At 71.3% G+C, this 14,567-nt stretch carries 15 protein-coding genes; 11 read left to right on the forward strand and 4 right to left on the reverse strand.

Annotation, left to right across the window (positions count from 1 at the left end; all coding sequences use genetic code 11):
* Positions 1-8 precede the first annotated feature (8 nt).
* From ispD to ACSQ2D_RS04210, 6 genes are all read left to right on the forward strand, one after another.
* Complete coding sequence (ispD, locus tag ACSQ2D_RS04185; RefSeq protein WP_435987814.1) at positions 9-677, forward strand: 2-C-methyl-D-erythritol 4-phosphate cytidylyltransferase; 669 nt, start codon at positions 9-11, stop codon at positions 675-677.
* A 128-nt stretch (positions 678-805) separates the two neighbouring features.
* On the forward strand, positions 806-1,603 hold the full coding sequence (locus tag ACSQ2D_RS04190) for an SDR family oxidoreductase (RefSeq protein WP_435984759.1): 798 nt from the start codon (positions 806-808) through the stop codon (positions 1,601-1,603).
* A complete protein-coding gene (ispF, locus tag ACSQ2D_RS04195; protein ID WP_435984760.1) occupies positions 1,603-2,088 on the forward strand; it encodes a 2-C-methyl-D-erythritol 2,4-cyclodiphosphate synthase in 486 nt (161 codons plus the stop codon). Before ACSQ2D_RS04190 ends, ispF begins: the two co-directional genes overlap by 1 nt.
* Positions 2,089-2,200: 112 nt before the next feature.
* Positions 2,201-2,635 (forward strand): hypothetical protein, encoded by a 435-nt coding sequence (locus ACSQ2D_RS04200; protein WP_435984761.1) that lies wholly within the window; start codon positions 2,201-2,203, stop codon positions 2,633-2,635.
* Between the two features lie 90 nt (positions 2,636-2,725).
* A complete protein-coding gene (locus tag ACSQ2D_RS04205; RefSeq protein ID WP_435984762.1) occupies positions 2,726-3,808 on the forward strand; it encodes an S-(hydroxymethyl)mycothiol dehydrogenase in 1,083 nt (360 codons plus the stop codon).
* Entirely contained in the window at positions 3,805-4,479 is a 675-nt protein-coding gene (locus tag ACSQ2D_RS04210; RefSeq protein ID WP_435984763.1) for an MBL fold metallo-hydrolase, read from the forward strand. Before ACSQ2D_RS04205 ends, ACSQ2D_RS04210 begins: the two co-directional genes overlap by 4 nt.
* A gap of 85 nt (positions 4,480-4,564) precedes the next feature.
* Here ACSQ2D_RS04210 and ACSQ2D_RS04215 read toward each other — a convergent pair whose 3' ends face one another.
* Positions 4,565-5,314, reverse strand: coding sequence for a hypothetical protein (locus ACSQ2D_RS04215; protein WP_435984764.1), 750 nt, complete (start codon positions 5,312-5,314; stop codon positions 4,565-4,567).
* Positions 5,315-5,432: 118 nt separating this feature from the next.
* Here ACSQ2D_RS04215 and cysS point away from each other — a divergent pair, with 118 nt between their 5' ends.
* The 4 genes from cysS (at position 5,433) to ACSQ2D_RS04235 (ending at position 9,525) form a co-directional block, all read left to right on the forward strand.
* The gene (cysS, locus tag ACSQ2D_RS04220; RefSeq protein WP_435984765.1) at positions 5,433-6,938 is read left to right on the forward strand and encodes a cysteine--tRNA ligase; all 1,506 of its coding nucleotides are present in this window, start codon (positions 5,433-5,435) and stop codon (positions 6,936-6,938) included.
* 1 nt (position 6,939) lies between these two features.
* Entirely contained in the window at positions 6,940-7,911 is a 972-nt protein-coding gene (gene rlmB, locus ACSQ2D_RS04225) for a 23S rRNA (guanosine(2251)-2'-O)-methyltransferase RlmB (protein WP_435984766.1), read from the forward strand.
* 215 nt (positions 7,912-8,126) lie between these two features.
* Positions 8,127-8,978, forward strand: coding sequence for a DUF929 family protein (locus ACSQ2D_RS04230; protein ID WP_435984767.1), 852 nt, complete (start codon positions 8,127-8,129; stop codon positions 8,976-8,978).
* A 7-nt stretch (positions 8,979-8,985) separates the two neighbouring features.
* A complete protein-coding gene (locus tag ACSQ2D_RS04235; protein ID WP_435984768.1) occupies positions 8,986-9,525 on the forward strand; it encodes a vitamin K epoxide reductase family protein in 540 nt (179 codons plus the stop codon).
* 131 nt (positions 9,526-9,656) lie between these two features.
* Here ACSQ2D_RS04235 and ACSQ2D_RS04240 read toward each other — a convergent pair whose 3' ends face one another.
* From ACSQ2D_RS04240 to ACSQ2D_RS04250, 3 genes are all read right to left on the reverse strand, one after another.
* Positions 9,657-10,901: a DUF4032 domain-containing protein gene (locus tag ACSQ2D_RS04240; protein ID WP_435984769.1), complete on the reverse strand. Its 1,245-nt coding sequence runs from the start codon at positions 10,899-10,901 to the stop codon at positions 9,657-9,659.
* The gene (locus ACSQ2D_RS04245) at positions 10,898-11,557 is read right to left on the reverse strand and encodes a Pr6Pr family membrane protein (RefSeq protein ID WP_435984770.1); all 660 of its coding nucleotides are present in this window, start codon (positions 11,555-11,557) and stop codon (positions 10,898-10,900) included. The genes ACSQ2D_RS04240 and ACSQ2D_RS04245 overlap by 4 nt, the downstream gene beginning before the upstream one ends.
* Positions 11,558-11,683: 126 nt before the next feature.
* Positions 11,684-12,787: an ABC transporter ATP-binding protein gene (locus ACSQ2D_RS04250; RefSeq protein WP_435984771.1), complete on the reverse strand. Its 1,104-nt coding sequence runs from the start codon at positions 12,785-12,787 to the stop codon at positions 11,684-11,686.
* Positions 12,788-13,099: 312 nt separating this feature from the next.
* Here ACSQ2D_RS04250 and ACSQ2D_RS04255 point away from each other — a divergent pair, with 312 nt between their 5' ends.
* A complete protein-coding gene (locus ACSQ2D_RS04255) occupies positions 13,100-14,422 on the forward strand; it encodes a sugar ABC transporter substrate-binding protein (RefSeq protein ID WP_435984772.1) in 1,323 nt (440 codons plus the stop codon).
* Positions 14,423-14,567 lie beyond the last annotated feature (145 nt).

Here is a 14,567-nt window from a genome sequence, read left to right on the forward strand (position 1 = left end):
TCGGCGTCATCGTCGTCGCGGCCGGCTCCGGCTCGCGTCTGGGGGCCGGGGTCCCCAAGGCGTTCGTGCCCCTCGCCGGGGTGCCCCTGCTCGGGCACGCCCTGCGAGGGGTTCTGTCGTGCGCGGCCGTGGCGCAGGTCGTCCTCGTCGTCCCCGACACGTACCGGGCACGGGCCGACGAGGTCACCGAGGGCGTATGCCGTGAGCTCGGGTCCGTGACGCCGGTGGCCGTCGTGCCGGGCGGGGCCGAGCGGGGCGACTCCGTCGCAGCCGGTCTGCGGGCGCTCGGCGCCGACGTCGACATCGTCCTCGTCCACGACGCCGCACGGTGCCTGACGCCGGTGGAGGTCTTCGACCGGGTCGTCGCAGCCGTCGCGGCCGGCGCCGTGGCCGTCGTGCCGGGCACCGCGGTCGTCGACACGATCAAGCAGGTCGACGCCGACGGGTTCGTCGTCGGAACCCCCGAGCGCTCGGGTCTGCGGGCCGTGCAGACGCCCCAGGGCTTCCGCCGTGACGTCCTCGAACGCGCCCACGCCGTGTCGAGCGACGCCACCGACGACGCGGCGCTCGTCGAGCGGCTGGGGGAGCGGGTCCTCGTCGTCGAGGGCGACCCGCGGGCCCTCAAGGTGACGACACCGAGCGACCTCGAGACCGCGGCCCGGCTGCTCACCTCCTGAATGCGGGTTCCGACCCGGCACTCGAGTGGGACCTGGCGCTCACTCGAGTGGGGCCGGGGCCGGGGTGGTCCCGCTTCTTCGGTGACCGCCGGACACACCGACCCGGGGAGTTGCCTATCCTCGGCAGCGTGACCGATGTGCCGACCCAGACCCAGTCCCGCCCTCTGGCCCTCATCACCGGGGGTGGCACCGGCATCGGCGCCGCGATCGCGCGGCGGCTGTCGCGCGACGGCTTCGACGTCGTCGTCGCGGGCCGACGCCGCGAGAAGCTCGACGAGGCCGTGGCCGACATCGAGCATGCCGGTGGCTCCGCCCGGGCGCTCGTCATGGACGTCACCGACCCGACGTCGGTGACCGAGGGCGTCGCCTCCCTCGGCCGCTGCGACGTCGTCGTCAACAACGCCGGCGGCGCGCTCGGGGTGACCCGCGTCGAGGACGGCGACCCGCAGGAGTGGGAGCGGATGTTCGCGACGAACGTCGTCGGGACCCTCCGCGTCACGCAGGCGGTGCTGCCCCTGCTGCGGCGCTCCTCGCGCGCCACGATCGTCGACATCAGCTCGATCGCCGGCGAGCGGGTCTACGAGGGCGGCGCGGGCTACGTCGCGGCCAAGCACGGCACGTCCGTCGTCTCCGAGACCCTGCGGCTCGAGCTCAACGGCGAGAACATCCGCGTCGTCGACATCCGGCCCGGCATGGTGCACACCGAGGAGTTCTCCCTCACCAGGCTCCACGGTGACCGGGCCGCGGCCGACAAGGTCTACGACGGGGTCGACCGCCCACTCGTGGCCGACGACGTCGCTGAGTGCGTCGGTTTCGTCGTCGGGCTGCCGCAGCACGTCAACATCGACACGATGGTCATCAAGCCGGTGGCGCAGGCCGCCCCGCACAAGATCCACCGCGGCCCGATCGACTGGAAGGACGCCTGATGGCACACCTCCCGCGCGTCGGTGTGGGCGTCGACGTCCACGCCCACGCCCCCGAGGGATCCGACCGTGAGCTCTGGGTCGCCGGGCTGCACTGGCCGGGGGAGCGCGGTCTCGAGGGCCACTCGGACGCGGACGTCGCGGCCCACGCGGCGTGCGACGCGATCTTCTCGGCGGCCGGCATCGGCGACCTCGGCGCGCACTTCGGCACCTCGCGTCCCGAGCTCGCCGGAGCGTCCGGCGTCACGCTGCTCGCCGAGGCGGCGCGGCTCGTCCGTGACGCCGGCTTCGAGATCGGCAACATCGCGGTCCAGGTCGTCGGCAACCGGCCCAAGGTCGGCACCCGTCGTGCCGAGGCCGAGGCCGCGCTCTCCGCCGCGGCCGGCGTGCCCGTCTCGGTGAGCGGCACGACCACCGACGGGCTGGGTCTCACCGGCCGCGGCGAGGGCGTCGCAGCCCTCGCGACGGCCCTCGTCGTCGCTCGCTGAGCCCCGCGCGGCCGAGACCCCTCGTCGCGTCGGAACCGATCGACCCGCGCACCGCTCGGAGTGCGGACCGCGCCCGCACCGGGCGACCGGAACGACTCACCCCAGGAGACCCGTGGACGACTCGTGGATGTGGCTGGTCTTCGGTCCGGCCGCCCTGATGCTCAGCTTCTTCCTCCTCGCGATGTTCCTCTCCCTGGCCGGCTGGAACCGTCGGGCCGAGCCGGACCAGCTACCGAGCGCCTGGGACGTGCAGGTGCGGTCGCGCCGCGCCGTGGGAGGTGTCGGACGGGTCGTCGTGCGCGACGGCCACGTGGCCTTCACGCCGTCAGGCGCGCAGGACGTCGCGTGGGCGGTGCCGGTCGCCGGCACCAAGGCCTCGCGCAACTACACGCCCACGCGATGGCCGCTGCTGCTGCGCACGCCTGACGACGGACGGATCTTCCTGCGGGTGGCGCCCGTCGACCACGACCTCGAGCGCTCGCCCTGGGACCGGGCCCCGGTGCAACGGCACGCCAAGCTCTTCCTCGCCGCGCTGGCCCGAGCCTGACCCGCGCGTTGCGCAGGGCCGCAGGGGACGTTTGGGTAGGTCATGGAAGGCCCCTCGGGCCGCACGTCCGCACGATCGACAGGAGTTGTCATGCCGCAGACCGTCAAGGGTGTCATCAGCCGCAGCAAGGGGGCCGACGTCGAGGTCGTCGACGTCGTCGTGCCGGACCCCGGGCCGGGTGAGGCGGTCGTCAAGATCGAGACCTGCGGCGTGTGCCACACCGACCTGCACTACCGCGAGGGCGGCATCAACGACGACTACCCGTTCCTCCTCGGCCACGAGGCCGCCGGCTACGTCGAGGCCGTCGGCGAGGGCGTCACCGACGTCGCTCCGGGCGACTTCGTCATCCTCAACTGGCGCGCCGTGTGCGGGCAGTGCCGCGCCTGCGCCAAGGGCAAGCCGTGGTACTGCTTCAACACTGCCAACGCGACGCAGAAGATGACCCTGACCGACGGCACCGAGCTGACGCCCGCCCTCGGCATCGGCGCCTTCATCGAGAAGACGCTCGTCGCCGCGGGCCAGTGCACGAAGGTGCCCGAGGCCGATGCGGCCGCGGTCGGGCTGCTCGGTTGTGGCGTGATGGCCGGCTTCGGTGCGGCCGTCAACACCGGCGGCGTGGGCCGCGGTGACTCCATCGCCGTCATCGGCTGCGGCGGCGTCGGCAATGCCGCCATCGCCGGGGCCAAGGTGGCCGGCGCGACGACGATCATCGCCGTCGACGTCAGCGACGCGAAGCTCGAGCAGGCCAGGCACTTCGGCGCGACGCACACCGTCAACAGCACGGACACGGACGCGGTCGAGGCGATCCGCAGCCTCACGGGCGGCAACGGCGCCGACGTCGTCGTCGAGGCCGTCGGCCGCCCCGAGACCTACGAGCAGGCCTTCTACGCCCGCGACCTCGCCGGCACCGTCGTCCTCGTCGGCGTCCCCACGCCCGACCAGCAGGTCACCCTGCCGATGATCGACATCTTCGGTCGCGGTGGCAGCCTCAAGTCGAGCTGGTACGGCGACTGCCTCCCGAGCCGCGACTTCCCGATGCTCGTCGACCTCTACAAGCAGGGCCGTTTCGACCTCGACGCGTTCGTCACCGAGCGCATCGGCCTCGGCGACATCGAGGCGGCCTTCGACAAGATGCACGCCGGTGAGGTCCTCCGATCGGTGGTCGAGCTGTGAGCGCCGACGCGGCAGCCGACCGGGTCAGCCCCTCGCAGGGCGGCGTCCGCATCGACCACGCCACCACCGAGGGCACCTTCAGCCTCGACGGCGGCACGTGGGAGGTCGAGAACAACGTCTGGGTGGTCGGCGACGACACCCAGTGCGTCGTCATCGACGCCCCGCACGACGCCGGACCCATCCTCGAGCTCGTCGGTGACCGCCGTCTGACCCACGTCCTGCTGACGCACGCGCACGACGACCACGTCACCGTCGTGCCGGAGCTGCTCGCGGCGCACCCCGGCGCGAAGATCGCGCTCCACCCCGACGACCGCGTCCTGTGGGAGCAGAGCCACCCCGACCTCGCCCCGACGCTCGACCTCGCCGACGGCGACGTCGTGCAGGTCGGCGACGTCGAGCTCTTCGTGCTGCACACCCCGGGCCACGCCCCGGGCGCGTGCTGCTTCCACGCCCGTGACCTCGGTGTCGTCTTCACCGGCGACACGCTCTTCCAGGGCGGCCCCGGCGCGACCGGCCGGTCCTACTCCGACTTCCCGACCATCGTCGAGTCGATCAGGGACCAGCTGCTCTCGCTCCCGCCGGAGACGACGGTCCTCACCGGTCACGGCCGCGCCACGACCATCGGCGACGAGAAGCCGGACGTCGAGGAGTGGATCCGGCGGGGGCACTGACACCCCCGCCGAGCAGCGTGACCCCGGCACACGGCATACGCCGTCGTGCGTATGCCGTGTGCCCGGGTCGGCGCACCCCGTCCGCTCAGCCGCGGGGTGCGTCGCGCAACAGGCTGATCTTCTGCCAGATCTTGCGGCTCATGCCGGTGGTGAGGTTCTCGATCTCGCTCACGGTGTCGAGCACGAGGGCGTCGGTCGACTCCTCGGCGCACAGGGCCGCGGCCTTGGAGGTCATCGAGAGCAGCTCGGAGCAGTACTCGAGGTAGAGCGCGTAGTCGCGCACCGACATCGTGCGGGGGCTCACGACCTCGTCACCGGCGACCGTCCCGGGCCGGGTGTCGGGCAGCAGCGCCGCGGGGTCCTTGCTCATCTGGTGCATGTCGATGATGTGCGCGAGCGAGCGCAGGCGGTGCAGCCGGCGGATGAGGTCGTTGCGCACGACCCGGTCGGCGAGCGAGAGCAGGAACCAGATCGCGATGCCGGCGAAGACGAGGTCGTTGATGAGGCTCTCGACGACCGGCAGCCACTCGAAGGCGGCGATCGAGCCGGCCCGGGCCACGGCGTCACGCACCGCGATGCCCACCGCGACGAGCGACACGGCGAGGACGACGACGATGAGGGCCCGCGACGTCCACAGCAGACCGGCCCGCTGGGCCGGGGCCCGTCGGCGCCGGTCGAGCAGGGCGTCGACGACCTTGCCGAGCTCTTCGGTGGCCGCGCGCAGGCCCGGGTGGCGGGGGAGATAGGTGTCGATGCGCTCGCCGAGGTAGCTGATGACGGCGCGCACCTCGGAACCGTCGAGCCGCTCGTAGCTCGTGAGCCGCGGTTGCGCCATGGGCCGAGCGTAGCCGCGTGGCGCCCGTGGGAGGGCCCCGTCGTGGGCCGGCCGGACGGCATACGTGCTCGTGCGTGCATGGTCGGGTGCGCGGCGACGCGCCGATAGACTTCGGCGGGTGAGCCTACGACTGTTCGACACCGCAACCCGGGAGCTGCGCGACTTCACGCCGCGCGAGGCGGGCAAGGTCGGCATGTACATCTGTGGGCTCACGACGCAGGGCGCGCCGCACATCGGGCACATCCGGTTCGCCGTCGCGTTCGACGTGCTCCGTCGCTGGCTCGAGACGGGCCACGGCTACGACGTCACGCTCGTGCGCAACGTCACCGACATCGACGACAAGGTGCTGCGCAAGGCCGCCGAGGCGGACGAGCCGTGGTTCGCCCTGACCTACCGGAACGAGCGCCTCACCTCGCAGGCGCTCGACGCGCTCGGTGTCATCCCGGCCACCTACGAGCCCCGGGCCACCGGCCACGTGCCCGACATGGTCACGCTCATGGAGACGCTCGTCGAGAAGGGCCACGCGTACGCCGCCCCCGACGGCAGCGGCGACGTCTACTTCGACGTGCGCTCCTGGCCGGAGTACGGCTCGCTGACCGGGCAGTCCCTCGACGACATGGCGAACGCCGACGACGCCGACCCGCGCGGCAAGCGCGACCCCCGTGACTTCGCGCTGTGGAAGGGCCACAAGTCCGACGAGCCCGAGAGCGCCTCGTGGCCGACGCCCTTCGGTGCCGGTCGACCGGGCTGGCACCTCGAGTGCTCGGCGATGGCCCGACGCTGGCTCGGCGACGAGTTCGACATCCACGGTGGCGGCATCGACCTGCGCTTCCCGCACCACGAGAACGAGCAGGCGCAGTCGCGCGCGGCCGGGCTCGGCTTCGCCCGCTACTGGCTCCACAACGCGTGGGTCACGGTCAAGGGCCAGAAGATGGGCAAGTCGCTCGGCAACGCCCTCGAGGTGCGCCACCTGCTCGAGCAGACGCGGCCCCTCGTCCTGCGCTACTACCTCACGGCCGCGCACTACCGCTCGATGATCGAGTACCACCCCGGCTCCCTCGAGGAGGCCGCGGCCGCCGTCGAGCGCATCGAGGGCTTCCTCGAGCGGGCCTCCCGGCGCGGCGCGGTCGTGCCCGTGGAGGCCGGTGCGCTCCCGGCCGCCTTCGTGGCCTCGATGGACGACGACCTCGGCGTCAGCGGGGCGCTCGCCGTCGTGCACGACACGGTGCGCGCCGGCAACAGCGCCCTCGACGAGGACGACGACGAGGCGGCCCTCGAGGCGGCCGGCGCCGTCGTCGCCATGACCGAGGTGCTGGGCGTCAACCCGCTCGCTGCGCACTGGGGCTCCGGCGGGAGCCGCGAGGACGCCGCCTCCGAGCTCGCCCTCGAGGCCCTCGTGCGGGCCCAGCTCGACGCGCGCCAGGTCGCCCGCCAGGAGCGCGACTTCGACCGGGCCGACGAGATCCGCGACACGCTCACGGCGGTCGGCATCGAGATCACCGACACCCCGTCCGGCGCCCAGTGGTCGCTCGCCCGCCCTCCCCGCGGCGACGCCGGCGCCTCCACCGACACCACCACCGACCACCCCACCGCGGCCCTCGGGGCCGAGAAGGCACAGGGCTGACATGCCAGGCAACTCCCAGCGGCGCGGCGCCATCCGCAAGAACAGCAAGGGCGCGACCGTGGGCTCCGGCGGCCAGCGCCGCCGCGGGCTCGAGGGCAAGGGCCCGACGCCCAAGGCCTCCGAGCGCGAGTACCACCCCGCGCACAAGCGCGCCAAGGTCGCGGCGAAGCGGGCCGGCTCCGGTGCGCCCGGACCCGGTGGCCGCGGCCAGACCCGGTCCAAGAGCCGCAGCAAGGCCTCGAGCGAGATGGTCTACGGCCGCAACTCCGTCGTCGAGGCGCTGCGCGCCGACGTGCCGGTGGCGACGATGTACATCGCCACCCGCATCGACACCGACGACCGCGTGCGCGAGGCGCTCAAGATCGCGACCGAGCGCGGCCTCGCGATCCTCGAGACGCCGCGCGGCGAGCTCGACCGGCTCACCGACGGTGGCGTGCACCAGGGCATGGCGCTGCAGGTGCCGCCCTACGAGTACGCCCACCCGAACGACCTCATCGACCCCGAGATGCCCGGCATCCCGCTCGTCGTGGCGCTCGACGGCATCACCGACCCGCGCAACCTCGGCGCCATCGTGCGCTCCGTCGCGGCCTTCGGTGGCCACGGCGTCGTCGTGCCCGAGCGCCGTTCGGTCGGCATGACGGCGTCGGCGTGGAAGACGTCCGCCGGTGCGGCGGCCCGCATCCCCGTGGCGCGCGCGAGCAACCTGACGCGCGCCCTCGAGGACTTCAAGAAGGCCGGCTTCTTCATCCTCGGCCTCGACATGGACGGCGACGTCGAGCTGCCCGACCTCACCCTTGCGACGGAGCCGCTCGTCATCGTCACCGGCTCCGAGGGCAAGGGCCTCTCGCGCCTCGTCCGCGAGACGTGCGACCAGATCGTGTCCATCCCGATGAGCTCGGCCGTCGAGTCGCTCAACGCCGGGCTCGCCACGGGCGTCACGCTCTACGAGATCGCCCGCCAGCGCCGCCGCTGACCGCTGCCGACCCACGGCGGAGGTCACGATCCGGCCACCGGACACCGTCCGGCACGACCTCCGGGAACTCCGCCGGCCCGCCCGACGCTGGTCAGGTGGTGCTCGGTAGAGTGCTGTCGACCTCAACTACGCCCTGTAGTACGCCGCGGACCGGCGGTGAGGGCGCGCAACCCAGCGCTGCGGCTCCGCAGCGGGACCGACCGAAGGACAGATTCGTGGCGAAGAGCAACCGGGCCGAGACGGCCGCGAGGGCAGCGCAGCTGCGCGCCGAGGCCGCCCGCAAGGACCGTCAGCGCACGCAGGTCATCGCCGCCTCGGTCGCGGTGGTCGTCGTCGTCATCGCCGTCGTCCTCGGGATCGTCATCTCCAACCGTCCCGAGGACGCGCCCGCCGCGACCGGCGGGGCAGCGGCGCTCGCGACGCTCGAGAAGCTGCCCGCGTCCGTCCTCGACTCGGCTCCCGCGCCGACCCCGGAGCAGGCACCCGCGAAGCTCCAGGGTGGCTCCGCGCTGACCCAGGACGGCAAGCCGAAGGTCCTCTACATCGGCGCCGAGTACTGCCCGTTCTGCGCCATGGAGCGCTGGGCGCTCATCGGGGCGCTGTCCCGCTTCGGCACCTTCACCGGGGTCACCGAGACGACGAGCTCGAGCACCGACGTCCACCCGAACACCCCGACGTTCTCCTTCAAGGACGCGAAGTACACGAGCGACGTCGTCGCCTTCGAGGCCGTCGAGACGCAGGACCGCGAGGGCAAGCCGCTGCAGACGCTCGACGGTGAGAACCTCGCGCTCTTCCAGAAGTTCAACCCCGGCGGCGGCATCCCGTGGATCACCTACGGCGGCACGCACGCCACCGACGGTGCGACGGTCGACGCCAACGCCTTCGAGGGCAAGACCTACGACCAGATCATCGCCGGCATCCAGGACCCCACGTCCGACATCGGCAAGACCGTGACCCCGGCGATCAACATGATCACGGCCCAGATCTGCGACCAGACCAAGGGCAAGCCCGCCGACGTCTGCACGAGCCAGGGCGTGGCCTCCGCGTCCGTGCTGCTCAAGCGGTGAGGTCGGCGTGAGCCCCCAGCGTGACGACGTGACGACGGCCGACGGTGCACCGGTCCGTGCCGGGCGAGTCCGGCCGGGCTGGCTGCCACCGGTGTCCGTCGGTCTCTCCGTCGTCGGGCTGCTCGTCTCCGTGTACCTGACCTTCGAGCACTTCACGGCCAACGCCACCCTCGCCTGCAGCATCGGCGGTGTCGTCGACTGCGCCAAGGTCACGACGAGCGCCTGGAGCACCTTCATGGGCGTGCCCGTGGCCCTGCTCGGGCTCGTCTTCTTCGTCGTGACGCTCGGGCTCTGCCTGCCGTCGGTCTGGCGGCGGCCGGAGCCCTGGCTCGACGCGGTCCGTCTCGCCTGGCTGACGATCGGCCTCGGCATGGCGCTCTACCTCGTGTGGGCCGAGCTCTACCGGATCCACGCGATCTGCCTGTGGTGCACGGCCGTCCACGTCGTGACCTTCCTGCTGTGGATCGTCGTGCTCTTCGGCCAGATCCTCTCGGGCCCGGCCGACGAGCTCGCGGTGGGCGCCGACGAGGACGCCCTGACGGGCTGAGGTATGCCGTCGCGCCCCGTCGCGACGAACCACCTCGACCCGGCAGCGCCCGGTCTCAGGACGTCGACGGGCGGCAGCACCGAGCACCGGCACCGGGCCGTCCACGCGGACAGGCCGGACGGCATACGCCCTCAGTCGAAACGGCTGATGACCGGCATCTCCTCGGTGTCGACGCCGAGCACGGCCTTCTCCTCCGGCTTGGCCGGCAGGACGGTCGCGACGTAGTCGCGCAGCGCGTCCTCGATGGGGGTGTCGTGCCCGGCACGCTCGCTCATGTACCAGCGGTGCTCGAGCACCTCGTGGAAGATCTCGGCCGGCTCGAGACGACCCGTGAGCTCGCGGGGCACGGCACGCGTCACGGGCTCGTAGATCTTGGCGAGCCAGTCGTGCGCGACGATCTCCTCGTCGTCGCCCTGGCGGTCGGTCGCGGCGGCGTACGCGTCGAGGTCGTTGAGCAGGCGGCGGGCCTGGTTCTCGCCGACGTCGAGGCCGGTGAGGCGCAGCAGTCGGCGGGAGTGGTGTCCGGCGTCGACGACCTTCGGGGTGATGACGATCTCGGTGCCGCCGATGTCGGTCGTCATCGACAGCTCGTCGACGTCGAAGCCGAGCTCGTTGAGACGCCGGATCCGCTCGTCGACCCGCCAGCGGTCACCGAGCTCGAAGCGTTCCGTGCCGGTCAGGGCGTCCCACAGCGTGTGGTAGCGCTCGATGACCGAGGCGGACACGTCGAAGGGGTCGGCGTGCTCCTCGAGGAAGCCGCCGGCCGCGAGGTCCATGAGCTCGCCGGCGATGTTGACGCGCGCGATGTCGAGGTCGTGCTCGCGCTGCCCGTCGGACAGCCGGGCGTGCAGCTCGCCGGTCTCGGCGTCGACGAGGTAGGCGGCGAAGGCGCCGGCGTCGCGCCGGAAGAGGGTGTTGGACAGGGACACGTCGCCCCACCAGAACCCCTCGAGGTGCAGGCGCACGAGGAGCACGGCGAGGGCGTCCATGAGGCGCACCGCGGTGTCGGGCCGGAGGTTCTGGCTGTAGAGCGCGCGGTAGGGCAGCGAGAACTGCAGGTGGCGCGTGATGAGGCAGGCGTCGAGCGGCTCGCCGTCGACGGTCGTGCGGCCGTGGACGACGCCGAACGGCTCGACCGACGGCACGTCGAGGCGGCGCAGGTTGCGCAGCATGGCGTACTCGCGGTCGGCGATGTCGTCCTTGATCTCCTTGACGGCCAGGACACGCGGTCCGAGCTTGACGAAGCGCACGACGTGACGGGAGATGCCGCGGGGGAGCGCGGCGAGGTAGCTCTCGGGCCACTCCTCCAGCGGTGTCGACCACGGCAGGTCGAGCAGGGCGGACTCGGGCCTGGCGGTGGTGATCTCGAGCGTCACGCGTTCATCGTGGCACGGTCGCGCGACAGGCGTCGATCAGCCCAGAGCGCAAGGGCCGCCAGACCCAGGAACAGCACGGCGATGGCGGCGCAGTTGAGCAGCGTGCGACCGACGCCGATCCGGTCGACGTTGAGGAACGGGTAGGGGTACCAGTCGACGAACGGACCGAGCGCGAGCGTCGACGCGAGCCACAGCACCGGCCAGATGAGCGAGGGCAGGAGGTCCTCGCGCGTGACCTTGCCGCGGGGGCCGAAGACGGCCCATCCGACGAACGCGAGGACGGGCACGACGATGTGGAGCAACCGGTCACAGACGAGCGAGCCCGTCGTGTAGTTGGGCGACGGGGGGAGCGCGATCGCCGCGACGATCCCGGTCACGGTGATGCCGACGAGCGACGCGAGACGGACGACACGGAAGACCTGCGACTCGATGCGTCCCCGGACGATGAGGAACGTCGAGACCGCGACGAGGGAGTTCGCCTGGATCGTGAAGTAGGAGAAGTAGCGCCGCACCTGCTCGGGCCGGGTGGTCGTCACCGCGCTCGAGTCGAGGATGTTGTCGCCCGTCGCCACGAGGTAGAGCTGGAAGACGAGCGCGAAGACCGCGACCGCGAGCGTCACGACGTGCCAGTACCGCCCGATCGTCGACTTCGTCACACGCGGAGCCTAGGGCTTGCTGTGGTCCCGGTGCCGGATGTTGTCCAGCGTTGCGCCGGAACGCCGCTGGGCCGGCACCCACGAGGGTGCCGGCCCAGCGACGTGATGCGGTGGTACGCGTGTGGCTCAGTCGCCGACGCGCAGCCCCGACTCGGCGTTGAAGACGTGGACGTGACCGGCCTTCGGCTTGAGGTAGATCTTGTCGCCCTTCTCCGGGGGGCGACGGCCGTCGACGCGCGCGATGAACGGCACGTGGCCGGCGTTCTCGCCGGTGGCCTCGAGCAGCTTCTGCTCGGTCGAGCCGTAGATGTACGCGTCGGCGCCGAGCTCCTCGACGACGTCGACCGTGACGGGGATGCCCGACTGGTCGGACGACAGCTCGAGGTCCTCGGGACGCACGCCGAGCGTGACGTTCTTGCCGACGTTGGCGAGGTCCTCACGGGCCACCGGGACCGTGTGGCCGTGGAGGTCGACACCGCCGTCGGTGACCGGCACGTCCATGAGGTTCATGGCGGGCGAGCCGATGAAGCCGGCGACGAAGACGTTGGCCGGGTGGTCGTACATCCGGCGCGGGCTGTCGCACTGCTGGAGGATGCCGTCCTTGAGGACCGCGACGCGGTCACCCATCGTCATGGCCTCGACCTGGTCGTGCGTGACGTAGACCGTCGTGACGCCGAGTCGGCGCTGGAGCGAGGCGATCTGCGTACGGGTCTGGACGCGGAGCTTCGCGTCGAGGTTGGACAGCGGCTCGTCCATGAGGAACACCTGGGGGGAGCGCACGATCGCGCGACCCATCGCGACGCGCTGGCGCTGGCCACCCGAGAGGGCCTTCGGCTTGCGGTCGAGGTACGGCGTCAGGTCGAGGATCTTGGCTGCCTCCTCGACGCGCTTGCGGATCTCCGCCTTGTCGACGCCGGCGATCTTGAGCGCGAAGCCCATGTTGTCGGCGACCGTCATGTGCGGGTAGAGCGCGTAGTTCTGGAAGACCATCGCGACGTCGCGGTCCTTGGGGGACAGGTTCGTCACGTCGCGGTCACCGATGAGGATGCGTCCGCCGTTGACCTCCTCGAGGCCGGCGAGCATGCGCAGGGAGGTGGACTTGCCACACCCGGAGGGGCCGACCAGGACGAGGAACTCCCCGTCCGCGATCTCGATGTTGAGCTTGTCGACGGAGGGGACCGGGTTTCCGGGGTACTGCCTCGTCGCGTTGTCGAACGTCACTGTTGCCATGGCTTCATTGCCTTCCTTCACCGGCAGGAACGTGCCGGACGATCCGTTGTAAAGGTGTGCCTGCCCGGGTGAGCAGGCATCGACATCATGTCCCACTCCGGGCACGATGACCACCCCTCGCCCACGGGCGGGTCGCAGCCGGCAAAGGCCGGGCGGCGGCAGCCCGGACGACCCGTTCCACTGGGACGGATCCGGGATGTGTCCAGAACGTTGCAAAAAATTGCAGCAAGCGGGTTCCCGCTCTCTGCAACTTCTTGCTAGATTCCGGGGCACCGGTGGCGGCGTGTGCCACCTGGCTTCAAAGGAGAATCCATGCACAAGCGTGCGCTCGGCGCTGCTGCTGTCACGGGTGTTGCCGCCCTGGCCCTCAGCGCCTGCGGTGGGTCCAGCCCCACCACCCCGTCCGACACCGGCGCCGCCGGCACGAGCAAGGCGGCAACGACCACCGGTGTCCCGGAGACGCCGAGCGGCACCGCTGCTCCCGTCCGTGACGCCAACGTCGACCTCGTCATCTGGACCGACGCCGACCGCTCGAAGGCCGTGCAGAAGTACGCCGACGAGTTCGCCGCCGAGAACGGTGTGACTGTCAAGGTCCAGATCTCGACCGACACCCGCGCCCAGTTCAAGGACGCGACCAAGGTCGGCAAGGGTCCTGACGTCATCGTCGGTGCCCACGACTGGCTCGGTGAGCTCGTCCAGAACTCGACGGTCGCTCCGGTCAACCTCAGCTCCGACGTCGCGGGCAAGTTCCTGCCGAAGGCCATCGAGGCCACGAAGTTCAACGGCCAGTCCTACGGCGTGCCCTACGCCGTCGAGAACATCGGCCTCATGTACAACAAGGACCTCGTCCCGAACCCGCCCAAGACCATGGACGAGCTCGTCGCCACCGGCGAGAAGCTCGTCAAGGAGGGCAAGGCCAAGCAGGTCCTCAGCCAGTTCGTCTCCAAGGTCGGCAACGCGTACTTCGCCTACCCGTACCTCTCGGCGTTCCCCGAGGGCGGCATCTTCGCCATCAAGCCCAACGGCGACTACGACCCGAACAAGGTCATCGTCAACACCCCCGACTCCGTCAAGGGTGGCGACGTCCTCGCCGAGCTCGGCAAGAAGAAGATCCTCTCGACCAACGTCGACGACACGAACCAGGACGCGCTCTTCGACACGAAGGCCGCCCCGTTCATGATCTCCGGCCCCTGGAGCGTCGCGAAGGCCAAGGAAGCCGGCATCAACTACGGCATCGCCCCGCTGCCGAGCCTCACCGGTGGCGGCGCCATGCGTCCGTTCCTCGGTGTCCAGATGTTCTACGTCTCGAGCAAGGCCAAGAACGCCGCACTCGCGCAGGAGTTCGTCACGAACTACATCCCGCGCAAGGACGTCCAGCTGGCCCTCTTCGAGGTCGGCAAGCGTCCGCCGGCCCTCAAGGAGGCCTACGCCGAGGTCGCCGCGAGCGACCCCGACGTCAAGGCGTGGTACGAGGCCGGCGTCGACGGCTCGCCGATGCCGAACATCCCCGCGATGAACTCGGTCTGGGGCCCCTTCGGCCAGGCGACCGCCGACATCATCGCCGGCAAGGCCGGCGCCAAGGAGCGTCTCGACGCTGCCGCCAAGGAGATCACGGCGAACATCGCCAAGGGCTGAGCTCCTTAGTCTGACAAGGGTTTCCGGGGTCCGTCCTGAGGGCGGACCCCGGGATCCCGGCCCGGGCACGGGCCATCGGGGAGCTCCGCGAGGGCTCCCCTTCGTGCACCTACGGCAACGGCGCCGGGTCGGCGCAAAAGGACGT

It is taken from the genome of Terrabacter sp. LjRoot27 (genome assembly GCF_964254175.1).
Lineage (GTDB): Bacteria > Actinomycetota > Actinomycetes > Actinomycetales > Dermatophilaceae > Terrabacter.

What these genes read in the sequence shown, in the direction of transcription:
- rlmB (WP_435984766.1), top strand. Translation starts at nt 6,940, where the DNA reads ATGCCAGGCAACTCCCAGCGGCGCGGCGCCATCCGCAAGAACAGCAAG.
- ACSQ2D_RS04205 (WP_435984762.1), top strand. Translation starts at nt 2,726, where the DNA reads ATGCCGCAGACCGTCAAGGGTGTCATCAGCCGCAGCAAGGGGGCCGAC.
- ACSQ2D_RS04250 (WP_435984771.1), bottom strand. Translation starts at nt 12,787, where the DNA reads ATGGCAACAGTGACGTTCGACAACGCGACGAGGCAGTACCCCGGAAAC.
- ACSQ2D_RS04215 (WP_435984764.1), bottom strand. Translation starts at nt 5,314, where the DNA reads ATGGCGCAACCGCGGCTCACGAGCTACGAGCGGCTCGACGGTTCCGAG.
- ispF (WP_435984760.1), top strand. Translation starts at nt 1,603, where the DNA reads ATGGCACACCTCCCGCGCGTCGGTGTGGGCGTCGACGTCCACGCCCAC.
- ACSQ2D_RS04255 (WP_435984772.1), top strand. Translation starts at nt 13,100, where the DNA reads ATGCACAAGCGTGCGCTCGGCGCTGCTGCTGTCACGGGTGTTGCCGCC.